At 66.3% G+C, this 17,263-nt stretch carries 18 protein-coding genes and 1 other RNA gene; 10 read left to right on the top strand and 9 right to left on the bottom strand.

Annotation, left to right across the window (positions count from 1 at the left end; all coding sequences use genetic code 11):
- Nucleotides 1-79 precede the first annotated feature (79 nt).
- The 4 genes from choW to GC150_11640 are packed head-to-tail and all read left to right on the top strand — an operon-like array spanning nucleotide 80 to nucleotide 3,582.
- A complete protein-coding gene (gene choW / locus GC150_11655; GenBank protein MBI1385555.1) occupies nucleotides 80-922 on the top strand; it encodes a choline ABC transporter permease subunit in 843 nt (280 codons plus the stop codon).
- 10 nt (nucleotides 923-932) lie between these two features.
- Complete coding sequence (gene choV, locus GC150_11650; GenBank protein ID MBI1385554.1) at nucleotides 933-1,997, top strand: choline ABC transporter ATP-binding protein; 1,065 nt, start codon at nucleotides 933-935, stop codon at nucleotides 1,995-1,997.
- Entirely contained in the window at nucleotides 1,994-2,959 is a 966-nt protein-coding gene (locus GC150_11645; protein ID MBI1385553.1) for a flavin reductase, read from the top strand. The genes choV and GC150_11645 overlap by 4 nt, the downstream gene beginning before the upstream one ends.
- A complete protein-coding gene (locus GC150_11640) occupies nucleotides 2,956-3,582 on the top strand; it encodes a GNAT family N-acetyltransferase (GenBank protein ID MBI1385552.1) in 627 nt (208 codons plus the stop codon). The genes GC150_11645 and GC150_11640 overlap by 4 nt, the downstream gene beginning before the upstream one ends.
- Here GC150_11640 and GC150_11635 read toward each other — a convergent pair.
- From GC150_11635 to GC150_11625, 3 genes are all read right to left on the bottom strand, one after another.
- Nucleotides 3,518-4,936, bottom strand: coding sequence for a hypothetical protein (locus GC150_11635; GenBank protein MBI1385551.1), 1,419 nt, complete (start codon nucleotides 4,934-4,936; stop codon nucleotides 3,518-3,520). The two genes, GC150_11640 and GC150_11635, sit on opposite strands and share 65 nt — an antisense overlap.
- Nucleotides 4,937-5,065: 129 nt before the next feature.
- Complete coding sequence (locus tag GC150_11630) at nucleotides 5,066-5,440, bottom strand: DUF2147 domain-containing protein (GenBank protein ID MBI1385550.1); 375 nt, start codon at nucleotides 5,438-5,440, stop codon at nucleotides 5,066-5,068.
- A 219-nt stretch (nucleotides 5,441-5,659) separates the two neighbouring features.
- On the bottom strand, nucleotides 5,660-6,559 hold the full coding sequence (locus GC150_11625) for an EamA family transporter (protein ID MBI1385549.1): 900 nt from the start codon (nucleotides 6,557-6,559) through the stop codon (nucleotides 5,660-5,662).
- A 292-nt stretch (nucleotides 6,560-6,851) separates the two neighbouring features.
- Between GC150_11625 and GC150_11620 the strand changes: the two genes are divergently transcribed.
- The 3 genes from GC150_11620 (at nucleotide 6,852) to GC150_11610 (ending at nucleotide 8,914) form a co-directional block, all read left to right on the top strand.
- Nucleotides 6,852-7,568: a DnaJ domain-containing protein gene (locus GC150_11620; protein ID MBI1385548.1), complete on the top strand. Its 717-nt coding sequence runs from the start codon at nucleotides 6,852-6,854 to the stop codon at nucleotides 7,566-7,568.
- A 131-nt stretch (nucleotides 7,569-7,699) separates the two neighbouring features.
- Nucleotides 7,700-8,476 (top strand): N-acetylmuramoyl-L-alanine amidase, encoded by a 777-nt coding sequence (locus tag GC150_11615; protein ID MBI1385547.1) that lies wholly within the window; start codon nucleotides 7,700-7,702, stop codon nucleotides 8,474-8,476.
- Between the two features lie 75 nt (nucleotides 8,477-8,551).
- Nucleotides 8,552-8,914, top strand: coding sequence for a hypothetical protein (locus tag GC150_11610; GenBank protein ID MBI1385546.1), 363 nt, complete (start codon nucleotides 8,552-8,554; stop codon nucleotides 8,912-8,914).
- 23 nt (nucleotides 8,915-8,937) lie between these two features.
- On the opposite strand, the gene GC150_11605 is transcribed toward GC150_11610, so the two are convergent.
- From GC150_11605 to GC150_11590, 4 genes are all read right to left on the bottom strand, one after another.
- Nucleotides 8,938-9,471: a GNAT family N-acetyltransferase gene (locus GC150_11605; GenBank protein ID MBI1385545.1), complete on the bottom strand. Its 534-nt coding sequence runs from the start codon at nucleotides 9,469-9,471 to the stop codon at nucleotides 8,938-8,940.
- Between the two features lie 14 nt (nucleotides 9,472-9,485).
- Nucleotides 9,486-9,911, bottom strand: coding sequence for a hypothetical protein (locus tag GC150_11600; GenBank protein ID MBI1385544.1), 426 nt, complete (start codon nucleotides 9,909-9,911; stop codon nucleotides 9,486-9,488).
- A 24-nt stretch (nucleotides 9,912-9,935) separates the two neighbouring features.
- Nucleotides 9,936-10,442, bottom strand: coding sequence for a phage tail protein (locus tag GC150_11595; protein MBI1385543.1), 507 nt, complete (start codon nucleotides 10,440-10,442; stop codon nucleotides 9,936-9,938).
- A 324-nt stretch (nucleotides 10,443-10,766) separates the two neighbouring features.
- The gene (locus GC150_11590) at nucleotides 10,767-12,149 is read right to left on the bottom strand and encodes an OmpA family protein (protein ID MBI1385542.1); all 1,383 of its coding nucleotides are present in this window, start codon (nucleotides 12,147-12,149) and stop codon (nucleotides 10,767-10,769) included.
- 269 nt (nucleotides 12,150-12,418) lie between these two features.
- Between GC150_11590 and rnpB the strand changes: the two genes are divergently transcribed.
- An RNA gene (gene rnpB, locus GC150_11585) (RNase P RNA component class A) lies at nucleotides 12,419-12,843 on the top strand.
- A 103-nt stretch (nucleotides 12,844-12,946) separates the two neighbouring features.
- Here the strand turns inward: rnpB and GC150_11580 are convergent.
- Complete coding sequence (locus GC150_11580) at nucleotides 12,947-13,261, bottom strand: hypothetical protein (protein ID MBI1385541.1); 315 nt, start codon at nucleotides 13,259-13,261, stop codon at nucleotides 12,947-12,949.
- A 225-nt stretch (nucleotides 13,262-13,486) separates the two neighbouring features.
- Between GC150_11580 and kdsA the strand changes: the two genes are divergently transcribed.
- On the top strand, nucleotides 13,487-14,368 hold the full coding sequence (gene kdsA / locus GC150_11575; protein MBI1385540.1) for a 3-deoxy-8-phosphooctulonate synthase: 882 nt from the start codon (nucleotides 13,487-13,489) through the stop codon (nucleotides 14,366-14,368).
- Between the two features lie 94 nt (nucleotides 14,369-14,462).
- Nucleotides 14,463-14,828 (top strand): VOC family protein, encoded by a 366-nt coding sequence (locus tag GC150_11570; protein MBI1385539.1) that lies wholly within the window; start codon nucleotides 14,463-14,465, stop codon nucleotides 14,826-14,828.
- A 75-nt stretch (nucleotides 14,829-14,903) separates the two neighbouring features.
- On the opposite strand, the gene lptD is transcribed toward GC150_11570, so the two are convergent.
- The gene (gene lptD, locus GC150_11565) at nucleotides 14,904-17,258 is read right to left on the bottom strand and encodes an LPS assembly protein LptD (protein ID MBI1385538.1); all 2,355 of its coding nucleotides are present in this window, start codon (nucleotides 17,256-17,258) and stop codon (nucleotides 14,904-14,906) included.
- Between the last annotated feature and the right edge of the window lie 5 nt (nucleotides 17,259-17,263).

Here is a 17,263-nt window from a genome sequence, read left to right as displayed (position 1 = left end):
GCGGGGGAGGTTCGGCCTCGCCCGCCAGCGCTCGGCGGCCGGCGCCATCGGCCGGCAATCCTTCCGCCAGCGAGGCGCCATGAATTGGCTCACCGAGAACAAGCTGCCGATCGGCCCTTGGATGAAGGCGCTCGTCGATTGGCTGACCGACAACGGTGCCTGGTTCTTCGATGGCTTGGCTGCTGGCCTCGAGGCGGTCATCGGCGCCATCCTTTGGTTGTTGCAGTTGCCGCATCCCTTGCTGGCAGCCGCGATCGTCGGCGTCCTCGCCTATCTCGTGCAGCGCTCGATCGGCTTTGCCGTCTTCGTCGTCCTCGGCGTCTTGTTCATCGTCAACCAGGGATACTGGGAGGAGACGACCGAGACGCTGGCGCTGGTTTTCGCATCCTGCATCGTCTGCATGGGTTTGGGCGTGCCGATCGGCATCGCGGCGGCGCGCCGGCCGTGGCTCTACACGGTCCTGCGCCCGATCCTCGATCTCATGCAGACGATCCCGACGTTCGTCTATCTGATCCCCGCCCTGATCCTCTTCGGTCTCGGCATGGTGCCGGGGCTGATCGCCACCGTCATCTTCGCCATCCCGGCGCCGATCCGACTGACGTATCTCGGTATTTCCTCCACGCCGCGCCAACTCCTCGAGGCGGGTGACGCGTTCGGGGCAACGCGCTGGCAGCGGCTCGTCACCATCGAGCTGCCATTCGCCATGCCGCAGATCATGGCGGGCCTGACGCAGACCATCATGCTCTCCCTGTCGATGGTGGTGATTGCCGCGCTGGTCGGTGCCGACGGGCTCGGCGTGCCGACCCTCAGAGCGCTCAACCAGGTGAACGTCGCGCGTGGTTTCGAGGTCGGCATCGCGATCGTGCTCGTTGCCATCATTCTCGACCGTTTTTTCCGCCGCGACAGCGGCGGGCGCCACTGATGAGTCAGCGATGAGCGATCCCGTCGTCAGAATGCGGAATGTGGACATCGTCTTCGGCGGTGCGCCCGAACGCGCCTTGCCGCTTATCGACGAGGGGCGCAGCCGCGCCGAAATCCGCGAGGCGACTGGCCAGGTCCTCGGGGTCGCCAATTGTACGATCGATGTCGCGGCAAGCGAGACGCTCGTTCTCATGGGGCTCTCGGGCTCGGGCAAATCGACGCTGCTGCGGGCGGTCAACGGACTGAACCCGGTGGTGCGCGGCAGCGTCGAGGTGGCGGTCGGAGATGGGCGCTACGTCGACCCGGCAACGTGCTCCCCAAAGGCTCTGCGCGATCTCAGGACGCACAACGTCGCCATGGTGTTCCAGCAATTCGCGCTATTGCCCTGGCGCACCGTGGCGGACAATGTCGCCTACGGGCTGCAGCTCGCCGGTGTCCCCCGCGAGGAACGAAAGAGGCGGGTCGCCGCGCAACTGGCGCTGGTCGGCCTCGAGGGTTGGGCCGACTACCGGGTGCACGAATTGTCCGGCGGGATGCAACAGCGCGTCGGCCTTGCGCGCGCGTTCGTCACCGAGGCCCCGATCCTTCTGATGGACGAGCCCTATTCCGCGCTCGACCCGCTGATCCGCGCCAACCTCCAGGACGAGTTGATCGACCTCCAGCAGCGCTTGAAGCGAACCATCATCTTCGTCAGCCACGACCTCGACGAGGCCATCAAGATCGGCTCGCGCATCGCCATCATGGAGGGTGGGCGGATCATCCAGATCGGCACGCCACAGGAAATCGTGCTGAGCCCCGCCACGCCCTACGTCGAAGCCTTCGTTGCCCACATGAACCCGCTCAACGTGTTGCGCGCACGCGAGGTGATGCGACCCCTGCAAGCCGAGGAAGTCGTGCCCGATGCGGTCGAGGTCGGAGCCGAGACACCGCTGCGTGACCTGATCGAAGCGGTGCGGCGGCGCGACCGGTCGCTCATCGTGCGCGATGCCGGGCGAAGGATCGGCGTGGTCGATCGCGAGCGCATCCTCGATGCCCTCGTCGGGCGGGCAGCGGCGACGGCCCAGTCGCAGCGATGAGCGACGGGCCGATCGATCCCCGGGCCCTTCGTCAGGCGCTCGGCGCCTTCGTGACGGGGGTGACGGTCGTGACGACGTTCGACAAGGACGGCGTACCGCGCGGGTTCACCGCGAACTCGTTCACCTCCGTCTCGCTCGCTCCGCCGCTCGTGTTGGTCTGCATTGCAAAGCGTAACGGTAGCTTTCCCGCGTTCGCCGCCTCGGACGGGTATGCGGTCAATATCCTCTCCCAAGAGCAGCGGGCGGTCGCCAACACGTTCGCCAGCCCCGCTGTCGATCGATTTTCGAGCGTCGGCTGGCGTGAGGGGCCGGCCGGCCATCCGGTGTTCGAGGGGGTGGCGGCCTGGTTCGATTGCCGCCGGCACGACTATGTGGATGCCGGCGACCACCTGGTCCTGATCGGCGAGGTGATCGGTTTCGATGGCACGCCCCATCCCCCACTCGGTTATTGCCGTGGCTCCTACATTCTGCCCGCGCTGGAGCACGAGGCCGCCTCAGGCGCGCGTCGCGAGGCTCTGGTCAGCGTCATCCTCGAGGGCGAGTCGGGCGTGCTGCTCGGAACCTCGCAAGCGAGTGGCGCGCTCGAACTGCCTTCGGCGGGCCGGCTCGGCAAGGCGTCCGACCCGGCGAGCCTCAATGGCAAGCTGGCGGCAGCAGGCATCGAGGCGGAACTCGGCTTCATCTTCGCCGTTTTCGACGAGGTCGAGGGCGAGGCCATCAACATCGTCTATCGCGGCCTTGCGCGGGCCGGCGCCATGAACGATCCAAGCCTCAGATTCTACGCCTTCGATTCGATCCCCTGGCACCGCATCGCGGACGAGGCGACCCGCACCATGCTCAGGCGCTTCGTCACCGAACGACTGCAAGCGCGCTTCGGCGTCTACGTCGGCGATCGCCTCAGCGGCCGGGTCGAAGCCCTGGACAGGACGACGGGTGATCGCGAACGGGGTGACCAGCCATGAGCGGCCCGGTGAGAGTGCGGCCGAATCCGCTCGCGGAGGGCCTGCCTGCCACCATCGTCGAGAGCGCGGGCGACGAAGAGCGCGTCGCGATCTGGCGCAAGCTGGCGGCCGAAGGCTTCAGCATGGCGCCCGAGCGGGTCCGCGATCTGGTGCTCGTCATCCGGGACGATCGGCCATTCGTCTCGGAGGGAACGGGCGACGGACCAGATGGGAGGAATTTTCGCGCGGGCCTTTCCGGCGTCACCTACGAGGCATGGCTCTTCATTTCGCACCTCTGGGTCGCGCCCAGTGAGCGTGGCAAGGGCCTCGGGGCCCGGCTCCTCGAGGCGGCCTATCACGAGGCGGCGGCGCGCGGCTGCCGGCGTGTGCACGTCGAGACGCGCACCTCGCGCGCTCTTGCATTTTATCTCCGTGAAGGCTTCGTTCTTGCGGGCGAGGTGCCCGAGTTCCTCGGTGGCGAGGCCCTTCGCGTGCTCTATCGGACCATTCCACTCGAAATCGCCCTCGCGGCCCCGAGCCGCGAAATCGATGATGCCGTAAGGGCCGGCAGCGACGTCCTCAGCGGCTCGTCGGGGGAGCCTCGCGAGGAGATTTTCCCCGTGGCCCCCGTTCGAGAGCGATGAGCAGGCGCAGGGCGATCTCATAATCGATCTCCTTGCGGGTTTCACTGACGATCGCCGTCAACGAGCCGTCGTCCTCCAAGCGAACCGCCAACGTGCGGGCCGGATCGAGCCCGGCGAATGCCTCGGCATGGGGTGATCCGGAAAGGCTTTCACGCGCCAATTCCCAGCGCGCCGCACGGCCCGCCTCGTCATCCGGCGGGCAGACCAGCAGGCTGCGCGTCGCCAGCCCGTTCGCCGCGATCGTCTCCAGCTCCCAGCGCACCCAAGGCGTGCGCCCGACGACGACCACGATCATCGCCGCCCCCCGCATCCAATCGAGGACCGCGGCCTGCCAATTGTCATCGTCGAAATAGGCTCGGGCGGCGCCGAGCCGGGGCAGGCGCTCGCCGGGTTGCCCGATCGCGATGAAGGGGCCGACGCGCGAGAGTTCATCGGCGGCGACCGCTTCGAGCCGGCGATCCTTCAGAAGCCCGAAATAGACGTAGCGTGCCAGCACGTTCTTGCCGCGTACCGCGCGATCGTCGTCGGCAAAGGAGCGCAGCAGGAGGATGGGCGGTCGGTCGTCGCCCGCCAGCAGGGTGTTGGCGTCAGGTTGGCTGAGACGGCGGCCGAGGACCAGCAGGGCGCCCGATGCGGGCAATCCGATCAGGAAGAGGGCGGCCCACTCGGCGAGCGGCTCGGCCCAGGGCGATTCGAGTTCGCTGGCAAGCCCTTGCAGTGTCAGCAGCACCGGCATGGCAGCGATCCCGAGGAGACCGATGCCGCTCAATACCGGTCCAAGGAAAGGAATCCTGGCCGGGATCCGCGCGGGCATGCCGAGGTCTTCGGTGCCGCCGCCAGCCCGTTGCCAACGCGGCGCATCGAGAACATCGATCAAGCGGCGGGGGTCATCGGGCGCACGGGGCATGGTTGCGAGCTCGTAGGCGAGCACGCCGTGCGAGAGAGCGCCGAGGATGAGGAGGCCGTAGATCGCGCCGAGCAGGACCAGCGTGATCGCAAAGGCCCATGACCAGGAAAAGATCAGGGCGGCGCCGACCAGAACCCCGGCGAGGATAAGAACCCCGAGCGAGCCCGAAAGCGCAGCCAAAGCCAGGAGATAGCGCCGCCCATATCCCATGGCGGGCAACAGGACGGCATAGCCGAGAAGGATCGCGGCCGAGAGCGGGCCGGCAACCAGGTCATCCCAGCCATTCGTTGGCGCCGCGTTCGGGGTCAGCAGGCGCTCGCCGGCAAAGATGGTCAGGGCGAAGCCGGCAAAGAGCGAAATCACCCAATGGCCGGCAAAGGCGATCCCCGCCGCCTCGGCCGCGCGCGAGATGTCCATCGTCCGGCCACGCGGCGCACTCTGCGTCATCGCCCTCTAACGCTCCCATCCGCATCGAGCCGTCGTCAGGATAGGGACGTGGGGCGTGGCTTGGAACCGGCGTTTCGCTGCGCAGGGTGCGTGATCGCGGATGTGTGGCGGTCCGGTCGGCGTGCCGGGCTATTTCACACGGGACCAGAGCTGCGCCTTGCAAATGAGGCCGGCGAGCGCGCAGCCCTCGAGCTGCAACGAGTCCGGTCCCGTCAGGGTCACGATGCCCGAATAGGTGTTGCCGTCCTCGAGGTTCTTGACCGAACCACGCCACTCGTCCTTGCCCTCGACCTTCTGGGCGCCGCACATGATGGTCTGGCCGACGAAGGCGGAGGTTTTCGACTTCGTCACCGTGATCCCGAGGCCACCCCCGCAATCGCCAACACGGAACTCACCGCCGGTTTCCGCCCGCAGCCATGTGCCCTCGGGCGACGCCGCCAGACAAGTGCCGAGGCCGGCAAGCAGCAAACCCGCCCCGAAGACCGTGGTCGAGATGATGCGCATGGAGACTTCCTTTCGGTTGACGACTGACAGTCGTGCGACGCGCTCACCGCTCCCGCGACCGGCGCGTCTGTCGACGATGGTCGATGGTGATGCTATCGCGCGATTGGCGCCGGGAAAAGGCACTGAGCGGGCACTGCCTTCATCGCGCCGAGCAAACCATCTCGCCGGGCCAAGGGGCAATCGCCGGCCGGACGCCACGGAAATGCCCGAGGAGGGCGATCAGGACCGCCGGATCACCATCCTTCGCCCGATCGCAACGGTCACGACAACCGCCCCAGCGAACAGGATTTCTACCACTGTTATCCGTTCGCCGACGAGAACCGCCGCGCCGGCCAGGGTGACGAATGGCTGGAGCAGCTGCAACTGACCGACGCGGGCGATGCCGCCGAGCGCCAGGCCCGCGTTCCAGGCGAAGAAGCCGAGCCACTGCGAGAAGATCGCGACATAACCGAAGGCGAGCCAGGCGGTTGCGGATGCTTCCCAATTGTACCGTTCCGTCGTCAAATAGACGATCACGCAGACCACCGGCAGGGCCAGAACCAAGGCCCAGCAGATCACCTGCCAGCCGCCGAGATGGCGCGAAAGGCGCCCGCCCGTCGCATAGCCGATCGCCGCGCTCGCCGTTGCGAGAAGCAGCAGCAGATCGCCCGACTGGAGATGCCAGACGTCGCCGCCCTGGCTGACGGCGAAGACGACGACGATCAGTGAACCGATGACCGCGCAGAGCCAGAAGCCGAGCGAGGGGCGTTCGCCCCCGATGAGTGTGCCGGTCAATGCGGTCGCCAGTGGCAGGAGGGCGAGCACCACGCCGCCATGCGCGGCGGGAACCTCCTGCATCGCGATGGTCGCAAGGGCGGGAAAGCCGATGACCACGCCCGCGGCAGTGATGCCGAGCAGCAGGAAATCATTCCATGAGGGCAGCTTCTGGCGCGTTGCCAGCAACAGGACGGCTGAAAGGATGCCGGGAATGACCGCGCGTCCGAGCCCGAAGAGGATGGGATCGATTTCGGCGACACCGATGCGGGTCGCTGGCAGCGTCAAACCGAAGATGGTGACGGCGACCACCCCGAGCACGAGGCCGCGCAATGTGTCGTTCTCGCGATGTCCCGGCGGTGTCATGGGGTTCTCCTGGGCGGCAGCCTCGGCCGTCGCGGCGCGAGCGCTCCCGTCGGATCGACGAATAGTGTGCGAATTGTCCTTGCGACCGCCACGCGGGAGCGAAGCGGCTCGGTTTAGGCCGGTTCGGTTCCGCCCACAAGAATTCCCTCGTGGCGCGCCATCGCTCGAACCGTGGCGATCACCAACTCCCGGGGAGTACTTACCCGCCTGCCGCCGGTTCCTGCTGAAAATGCCGTTGTGGCGTGTGCAAATGCCAGTTCAATCCCATCGCCGCATGGACTATTCTTTGGTCATGTCGATTTGGGGAAAGCTGGCTGGGGCGGCGGCGGGTCTCGCCGTCGGTGGGCCTCTCGGCGCGCTCATGGGCGCGCTCGCGGGCCATTTCGCCGTCGACAAGCAACTGACGCACGGCATCAAGGACGAGAAGGTCCTCTTCACCATCGGTGTCATCGCGCTCGGCGCCAAGATGGCCAAGGCCGATGGCCGGGTCACGAAGGACGAGATCGTCGCCTTCCGGGAGGTTTTCCAGGTTCCGCCCGAGGAGCAGGAAAACGTCGCGCGCATCTTCAACCTCGCCAAGCAGGACATCGCCGGCTACGAGGCCTACGCCAAGCAGATCGCCGAGCACTTCCACGATCGTCGCACGTTGCTCGAGAACGTGCTCGAGGGGCTCTTCCACATCGCGGCGGCCGATGGCGTGCTGCACCCGGACGAGGAGGCGTACCTGGAACGGGTCGGCTCGATCTTCGGTTTCGCCAGCGATGAGTTCCGCCGCATCCGTGCGCGCTTCGTCAGCGATGGCACGAGCGATCCCTACGAGGTGTTGGGCGTTTCGCCGGAAATCGACGACGAGGCGCTGAAGTCCCACTACCGTCGGCTCGTGCGCGAGAACCATCCCGATCTCGCCATGGCCGAGGGGCTTCCGCAAGAGTTCATCCAGATTGCGACGGCCAAGCTCGCGGCCATCAACGAGGCCTACGAGACGATCATGCGCAGCCGCGGCGGCTGAGGCCGCACCGCCGGCCGGCCGCGCGCGCCGCCCGAGCGGCCGCGTGCATGGGGCTTGCCGGACAGTCTGCCTGCCCCCTATTGGTCATCGAGCGGCCGCTGGCCCGCCAGTTCCCTGACGAGAGACCCAATATGTCCCTTTCGATGATCGATACCGGCCTCGTCGACAATTGGCGCGCCTCGCCGAACCACGAGGCAAGGCCGGATGGCAGCCACCCGGACATGCTCATTCTCCATTACACCGGCATGGCCGATCACGACCGGGCGCTCTATTGGCTGACCACACCGGAATCCAAGGTCTCCTGCCACTACCTGGTCGACGAGGACGGCACGGTTACGCAAATGGTCGCCGAGCGCCACAAGGCCTGGCACGCCGGGATCTCCCACTGGGCCGGCCGCGAAAGCCTCAACGACTGTTCCATCGGCATCGAAATCCACAACCCGGGTCACGAGGCTGGCCGCCCGCCGTACCCGGAAGCGCAGATGGAAGCGGTGACGCGGCTTGCCCTCGACATCTGCGCTCGTCGGGGCATCCCGGCGAAGCGGGTTCTCGCCCATTCGGACGTCGCGCCAAACCGCAAGGCCGATCCCGGCGAATGGTTCGACTGGGCACGCCTCTACCGGGTCGGCGTCGGGCTCTGGGTGCCGCCGATGGCGGTCGATGCAACCGATCGTGGCATCGGGCCGGGTGATACGGGCGTCGCGGTCACGGCGCTGCAGCGGGCCTTCGGGGACTTCGGCTACGGCGTGCCGGCGAGTGGCGAATTCTGCGCCATGACCGAGCACGTGGTGCGCGCCTTCCAGCGCCACTGGCGGCCGATGCGGGTCGATGGCCGCGCCGACCAGTCGACACTCGCCACTCTCGCGCGCCTTGCGCAATTGCGCGAAGCAATGGATGCGATCACCTGACGGAGCGGGGGGTGGATCTCATGCACGATGCCCCCGATGGACGATGCTTCGTCGCGATACCGAAAGGGCTGCTTCATGAGCGAACCGGTATCCGGCGCATCCACGATGATCGATCTCGTCACGGCAACGCACGAGACGTTCGGCCCGTTCATCGGGGAGGTTTTCGAAGTCGAGACGGAGCAGGGTCCGGTTTCCCTCACCCTCGACAACGTCAAGATCTTCGAGGGATCGGGCGTGCGGGACAACCATCTCGAGATCGACGGCAGGGTCTATCCGCCGCGCAAGGCCTTCGCGCTCACCTTCGTCGGGCCGCTCGAGCCCGTTCTCGCGCCGCAGGTCCATGCGATCCAGGCGGCCACCGCCGGCCGCCTGGAACTATTCCTCTCCCCGTTCCGGCGGGACCGGGACTGTATGCTCTATGAGTCAGTCTTCAACTGAAGTCTGGCGGGGACGCGATCGGATCAGATCTCGCGTGGCCCGAGCTGCGGGCGCCACTCGAGCGCGAGGTGGTTGCCGTGCACGCCGACCTGCTCGAAGTCGTGGCGGAGATAAAGGGAGAGCGCCGGGCTGTTGCGTTCGACATGCAGCCGCACCGGAACCTTGCCGCCGAGGGCTTCGTTGAGGAGGCTGCGCAAGAGGTCCGTGCCGATGCCGCGCCCGCGATACTCGGGCAGCAGCGAAAGGTCGATGATCAGCATGAGGTCGTCGCGGCGATCGACGATGAGCCGACCGACGTCGATGCCGTCGAGCTGGATGATGCGGTGCACGGCACCGAGGTAGGTGCTGGCGTAGGCCCGGGTCTGGATGTCGAACTGGCTGCGTAGGAAGCGCTGCTTGTCCGCCTCGCTCCAGATCGTCAGGGCGAATTCCCACTCCCGCGTGCTGGAGTAGAGACGGAACAAAAATCCGTCATCCGCATTCGTGATGATGCGGAAAGTGACGTGTCCCCGCGGCCGGGCGGGGCCATTGGCATGCATCGGACCGCGCGGCTGCATCCGGGGGCCTTGCCTCAGTTGAGGACCAGCTCGAGGACGTGGCCGCCGGAGCGCAGGGGGGACGGGCCGACGTAGAGGTCGGCTGTCCCGAGGCTCGTGTGACGGATGCAGCAGGTTTGCGCCCCCTCCCGCACGAATTCCTCGATGTCCGAGGTCTCGAAGGTCGCGACCAGGCCCTCGCTTCGCGCCAGCCAATGCGGGCGGTCCGGTCCAGAGCGGACCGGTTCGACCGAGGCAAGGCGCGCTTCAACGATGCGTCCGGCAGCGGTTCTGACTTCGAACGTCTCGCCGACGAATACGGCAAAGTCGCTCGCCGTCGCCGTCTCCCAGGTGGCGCAAGCGCCCGCCAGCGCAGCACCGGACGAAAGAGTGGCGGTGAATGCCAATGCACCTTGGCCGATCAGGACGTCGCGCCGCGTCACGGCACATGTCTCGCCCATCGATTTGCTCCCTCGACGAATTCGTCAGCTGCGCGACGGGAAGATTCCTAGCAGCGCGATCGAGTAGTTCATTGCGAGATAGGGATTGCGGATGTCGAAGGGCTGGCTGCCACCGGAGTTCTGGATGACGGCGGGCTTGCCATCATATTCCGTGACGCCAGTCGGCTCGACGACGTATGCGCGATTGTTCCGCGGTGCAGAGGAGAAATCCGCAGGACCGGTGATGGCATTACTCACATGCGTGTGCGACGGCATTTGGCTGATCGTGAGCGTCACTTGTTCGCGGCCAGCCCTATCGCCCCAGGTGTAATTCGCGAGCCCTGGGCCCTGGCCTGCGCCGATGGGCACGCGGCCTCGAAGATCGGGCAACCCGAACGTCGTGCGCCCGTCGCCGCCGTAGGTCGTCCCGAGTAGCGAGAAAAGCGCTGTGTTCTGCGCGATCGCAAGAAGCTGGCCTGTGCAGAACGCCCATCCGCGCGGCGCGAAGTTGAACCCGAAGAGCTGGACCTGACCGATGTACGGCTCCGACATTCCGAACAATCCTCCAGACGTGGCAGCGACCGACGCGACGCGCGATCGATCCACAAATGCAGCACGCAACGTGGCAGCTCCGGAGGGCGGAGAGGTGTTCGCAGGACGGCGCCCGCTCGGAATGACCGTGTGCAGCGTGGCGCCAGAATTGATCAGACGTCAACCTGATTGTGCATGCAACCGTGAAAAGCCCTGCTTTCGGCATGGGGCAAAACTGAAAGGGCAGTCTCCTAGCGCCGCACCGACCCTGGCGAGCGGCCCAACGAAAAACGCGGCCTCCGGGCGGGGCCGCGTCTCGGTTTTTCTTTCTCCGGTGCCTCGGCTCTACTCGCTCCAGCTCCCGATGAACTCGATGCGGCGGTTGCGGGCGCGGCCGGCGTTCGTGTCGTTGCTCGCGATCGGATAGCTTTCGCCATAGCCGACAGCCGAGAGGCGGTTGCGGCGCACACCTTTTTCAATGAGGTAACTGACGACGGACTGTGAGCGTCGCTCGCTCAGCACCTGGTTGTCGGAGTTGCTACCGACCGAGTCCGTGTGTCCAGCGATCTCGACGCGCGAGCCCGGGCAGCGGCCGAGCACGAAGGCGAGTTCGTCGAGCAGCCCGTAGCTCGCCCGCTGGATGTCGGCGCTGTTGGTCGCGAAGTTGATCGTGCGGTCGCGGAGCAAATACTCGAGATAGTCCTGGCACTCGTCGGCATCGATCGACTGCACATTGCGCAGGCTCTCGATGCTGAAGGTCTGGGTCGGCAGGCGGGTCAGTTCCTGGTCGCTCAGCGGACGACAGTTGCCGATCGGGGTGCGGCTGCGGATCTCACCGAAGCGGTTGATGGCGAGGTCGAACTTGCGGGCGTTGCGGCACGCCTCGACCTTGTATTCCGGAAGGCGGCGGTCCGTGAAGCGGATGTCGTAATAGCGCCGGCGCTCGAGGATGTCGGTGATCTGCGCGACACTGTAGCCCTCATCGGTCGTCTCGCCCGCGCGGGTGCAGGAGCCGACGACGTCCCGGCCCTCGATCCGGCCCTCACCGTCGAGCGTCATGCGGATGCGACGGTCGTTGCGGCAGGCCTCCACGATGTAGGTCGGCAACTGGCGGTCGATGAACTGGATGCGGTTGAAGCCGGCATCGACGAGGAGCTGGCGCACCTGACTTGGCCTCAGGCCGCGGTCGTTGCCAACGATGCTCGAGCCCTGGCGGCAGCGCCCGAGGCGCTCGCGGAACTCGATGTCGCCGCGATCGTCGATGCGCACACGGTAGAGATCGCCACGCTGGCAGGCTTCGGCGACGAAAAGGGGCGGGGTGCGATCGAGGAATTCGACGCGGTCGTAGCCGAGCCGCTCGAGGCGGCGCTCGACCTGGGCGATCGTCATGGTCGGCTCGGGTGCCGGCGCAGGGCCGCAGCGCCCGACGACGTCGCGCCGCTGAACCCGTCCGAAGCGGTTGAGGCGGAGTCGGTAGCGGTTGCCGTCGCGGCAGGCCGTTGCGATGTAGACGGGGAGCGTATCGTCGATGAACTCGACGTCGCTGTAGCCGTCATCCTGGAGGATGCGGCGAACCCGCTCCGGCCGATAGGCGACGCGCTCGACGGCGCCTTCACGCGAGAGGCCGCTCTCGGGCAACTCCGAGAGCTGGGCCGGAACCGCCAGCGCGAGGCCGGGAACTGCCACGAGACTGGCCAGCGCGAGGAACCATGCGCGAATGCTCATCATTTCGGATCATGCCTTCCGTGATTTCGAGAGCGCGCGGTGCGCCTCGTGCGAACCCGGGCTTTCCGGAGCGCGCCCCGGAACCGGAGTTCTGCCGGCTGTTCAATGCCACGAGACTAGCATGCCCTGCTGCGACGGACGCAATGCGACCTGACGCCTCGGTAAAGAGCCCCGATTGGCGAACTCGAAACGAGTATTTCACGCGGCATGCGGCATCAATAGGGCATACCCGCGGCTTGACGGATGGCGGCTGGCGGGCGATCTGCAAAGGGCCAGTTGGCCGGACGGTCGCCGGAGCACGCCGTGGTTCTCGGACCCGGTGCGCGACGGAGGAAAGTCCGGGCTCCACACAGGAACGGTGCCGGGTAACGCCCGGCGGGGGTGACCCCAGGGAAAGTGCCACAGAGAGCAGACCGCTCCGGCGCCGCTTGTCGGAAGACGGCCGGAGCAAGGGTGAAAGGGTGCGGTAAGAGCGCACCGCGGGGCTGGCAACAGAACCGGCATGGCAAACCCCACCGGGAGCAAGACCGAATAGGGGTGGCGCGGGCCCGCTTCGGCGGTGTCCGGGGCCCTGTGGCCCGCCGCCCGGGTTGGTTGCAGGAGGCGCCGGGCAACCGGCGTCCCAGATGAATGACCGTCACGTCGGTGGGATCGCCCGCCGGCCGTACAGAACCCGGCTTACAGGCCGGCTGGCACACGATACCGAGGCGCCGAGAACGGCAAAGGCGGGACGGTCTCTGCGACCGTCCCGCCAGCCGGGTGCCTAGAGGTGGATGGAGGGGCTGGCACCCTGAGTACGATTACCAGCCGCAGCGGAAGGAGATGCGGGCCGTCCACTTACCCCAGCGGTCGCAGGAGTAGTAGATCGAGGGGGTGCGGGCATAGCCGCTGCAGCTCGCCGTGCTCGCCACCCACTTGGCCTTCTGGACGGCCTCCCACTTGGAATGGAAGCCGGAGATGGTCTTCGAGCAGCGGATGCCGTGCGAGGTCACGCCGGACTTCCAGAAGCCGTTGTGACAGGTGAGGTAGGACGCTTCGGCCGAGCCGGCCGAGCCGAACGAGGCGATGGCGGCGAAAGCGGCAGCGGCAACGAGGGGGAGGGTCTTGCGGATCATGGGTTCTCTCCGGTTCGGTTTGAGTCTGGGCTTCGGTTCGAGTTTCAGTTTCGGTCGAATTGGGCGTACGGCTCTGCCGCACTTGCCAGCCGAGTGGAGAAGCCAGACCGATTTGTGCGTCGCGCGCCGAGCATTGCCTCGCGAGCGGCGTGGCGTCGTGCTAGGCGGGAGTCCGGTGTGGCGCCCGACCAGGGCCGTGCGGGCAACCGTCGAGGGAGCGAACCGATGAGCACGAGCGAGACGAGTGCAAACCCCGTGGTGACGATCGGGCCGGTGCGCAGTGGGAGCGAGGCGGTCGTCGTGGCCAATCATGCCCCGATCGCGGTTTTCGCCGGTCCCTGCCAGATGGAGAGCCGCGCGCACGCCCTCGAGATGGCAACGGCTCTCAAGGAGATTGCCGCCCGCCTCGGGATCGGTCTCGTCTACAAGTCGTCGTTCGACAAGGCGAACCGCACCAGCCTCACCGGAAAGCGGGGTATGGGGCTCGCCGCGGCGCTGCCGGTCTTTGCCGAGATCCGCGAGAGCCTCGGGCTCGCCGTCGTCACGGACGTGCACGAGCGCGCGCAGTGCGCGCCGGTCGCCGAGGTGGTGGACGTTCTGCAGATTCCGGCCTTCCTCTGCCGTCAAACCGACCTGCTGATCGCGGCGGCCGAGACCGGCAAGGTCGTGAAGATCAAGAAGGGTCAGTTTCTCGCCCCATGGGACATGCGCAACGCCGTAGCCAAGGTGACGGGGAGCGGGAATGGCAACGTGCTGCTGACGGAGCGAGGGGTGAGCTTTGGCTACAATACGCTCGTAGCGGACATGCGGGCTCTGCCGATCATGGCTGAAACCGGCTGCCCGGTGATCTTCGATGCCACCCACTCCGTGCAACAGCCCGGCGGGCAGGGGACGTCCTCGGGTGGCGACCGGCGGTTCGTTCCGGTCCTGGCGCGGGCGGCGGTGGCCGTTGGCGTTGCGGGGCTCTTCATCGAGACCCACCAGGACCCTGATCGCGCGCCCTCCGATGGGCCGAACATGGTCCCGCTCGCGGCGCTCGAGGGGTTGTTGCGCGAGCTGATGGCGATCGATGCCGTGGTCAAGGCCGCCGCGCGCACGCCGGCTTGATCGCGCGAGGGCATGGCAGAGAAGATATGCGGTGACGTTCCGGGACGGCGCTTACCGGAGGATCGCGCCGCGCTTCGATCGAGGGATGATGGAGATGGATCTCGCGCCACCGGTTCCCGTTCTGCGATCGTTCGATGAAGCCGCGGCCAAGGCGTTCTATTGCGACTACCTCGGGTTCAGGCTCGATTGGGAGCATCGCTTCGAGCCCGCGCTCCCCCTCTACATGCAGATCTCGCGGGGAGCATGCGTGCTGCACCTCTCCGAACACCATGGCGACGCGACGCCCGGTTCGGCGTTGCGCATCGAGGTGGCGGACATCGATGCGCTGCATCGCGAGCTCAGCGCCAAGGGTTATCGCAATGCGCGTCCGGGCATCTGCGAGCAGCCGTGGGGCCGGGACATGCCGGTGACCGACCCGTTCGGCAACCGGCTGGTTTTCTCGGCGTTGAAGCGGCCGTAGAACGCCGCCCTGAAAGCGGTCGAACCCCAGTGCAGCCGCGATTGCGCTCGGCGGGCCGTCAGACCGATCGGGAGATCAGTCGTCGCCGCCTTCGCTCGCGATGAGGTCCTGGGCGATGCTGGTGTTGAAGGTGGTCCCGCCGAGGTGCTTCAGCTCGAAGCGGATGCTGACCGTCTGATCGGGCTCGATGTCGCGGTCGCGGTAGTTGCGCTCGGAGTAGGTGACGGCCAGGGTGAAGCACTCGTCCGAGTACTTGAGACCGGCGCTCGTGGTGAGCGCCAGCTCTTCCTCGATGTCGTAGCGCAACCCTCCGAGGACACTCCAGAATTCAGCCACCCTGAGCGTGCCGTTGGCGATCAGCTCCTGCTGATCCTCGGTGATGGCCCGAATCTGCCCAGCCGTCAGGGTCGCCAATTCCTCGGCGCTGATCTGTTCGATCGGGGTCCCGCGCGACAGCGCATAATTCAGAGTGAGCGCGGCCGGACCGTAGTTCATGTAGGCACCGATGTCCTGGCGCCGCAGATCGAAGTCGCTCTCGTCGAACCTCGCCTGAGCGAGCAGGCGGAAGTTGGCGGCCGGCTCGATATAGAGGCCCGCAATGTAATCGGACGTGTCTGTCTCGAGGCCACTGCGCGGGTCGAACGGATTGTCACCGGAAAGGTGATAGCTCTGACCGAACACGGCCCTGGCGTAGCCGCGCCCCTCCATTTGCATGGTGTAGCGCACGCCGACGTTGGCGCGAACGCCGGTTTCGATGCGGTCATAACCCGAGAATTTATCGGTATCGAAGAGCAGCGTGTCGTCGAAGACGAAGCTTCGGGCATCCTCGTTGGGCACACCCTGCTGGTCGATGTCGTTCGGACGGGCGATGATCTGGGCGACCGGTTCGACGATGTGCGACGCACGCTCGGTATGGGCGACGAACGGATAGCTGTATTCGAGGCCTGCGATGCCGAAGCCGCGCGCCACGAGATCGTTCTCGTTGGGGTCGATCGTGGAGACGTCGTCGTAGCTCGAGACTTTGTAGATGTCGCCCCGCAGCTGCGCGAACGGTGTGAAGACCTGCCCGATCTCATCGATCAGCTGGCGCCGCCATTTGACCTGCGCGAGCACGCGGCTGGAGTCGGTGTCACCCTCGCGCGAGAGGCTGGTGATGTTGCCATCGAAGCTCAGCTCGCCGCCGAGCACGGGATCGGCGAACACGTAATTGTAATCGACGAGCGGATGCACGCGTGATTCGCTGTTCGAGTTGTCGTCCGCGAGGAGGCCGCCGAAATGATAGAGGTGGGCGCCGAAGTAGTTGCGGTCGTTCATCCCCTCGATGTAGGCCTTGGAGATGCGGTCGGTCCGCAACACGTTGTCCAGCTTGAAGAAACGTCGGAACGTGTCGTCGCTCTCGAGCATCAGGTCCCAGCCGGCGTTCCAGTAGGAACCGAGGCTGAATCGCCCTTCTGTGTGCAGGCTGCCGCGCCAATCGTTCTCCGCGAGTTTGAGATCACCCGAGGAGGTCAACGTTCCGTCGTCCTGATAGATGCCGGCGACATTGACACTGTAGGCGCCGTTCGAGAGCCGGTGCCGGAATTCGCCCTTCCAGAGCGTGCCCTGGTTGGTCATGTAGCGGGGCGAGAGAGTGACATCCATATTGGGAGCAAGCTCCCAGAAGTAGGGGACCTCGGTATAGAAGCCGAGTTCGCTCGAGCTGCCGACCTTCGGGATGAGGAAGCCCGAGCGCCGCTTCACGGACGGATCGGCGTGATAGAAGTAGGGCAGCCAGACCACCGGCACCCCGAAGAACTCGAGGGCCGCATCCTCGTAGTAGATGTTCCCCTCGGCCTGCTTGTGAATGATCTTCGCCGCCTTGAGGCGCCAAAGTGGCGCCCGCTCCGGATCGTCCTTGCACGGCTTGCACGGCGTGAACACACCGCGCTCGAAGATCGTCGTCTCACCGTCCTGGCGTGTCGCCAGGGCCGCGGCGATGCGGGCGTCCTCCTTCGTCACGATTCGCAGCGAGCCGATGAACCCATCGCGGAAGTCGTCCGTCAGCGTGATCCGGTCGGCGTTGACGATCGCTCCGTTGGGCTCCTTGATGCGGACGTTTCCGACTGCTTCGAGCGTGTTGGCGCCCTGGTTGTAAGCCACCTGGTCGGCGAGCAGGGTGTAGTTGTTGAAGTAGATTTCGACATTGCCGCGGGCGACCACGCGCTCGCTCTGGTTGTCGTAGATCAGCTCGTCCGCCTGCAGCAGCATCGGGTTCTTGGGATCGAGCTCGGGCCCAGATGGCAACAGGCTCGTCTGCGCAAGTGCCGGATTCGCGGTCGAAATTTGGGGAATCGCGGGCGCGAGAAGAAGGCCGGCGGCGAGCCAGACGAGGAGGCGGGCGAACGCCAGGAGCCGCTGGGGCACCGAGTGCCCGGCGGTCGAGGAACGCATGGCGG

Source organism: Hyphomicrobiales bacterium, from assembly GCA_016125495.1.
Classification (GTDB): Bacteria; Pseudomonadota; Alphaproteobacteria; order Rhizobiales; family RI-29; genus RI-29.
This window is presented reverse-complemented; position numbering and strand designations above follow the sequence as displayed.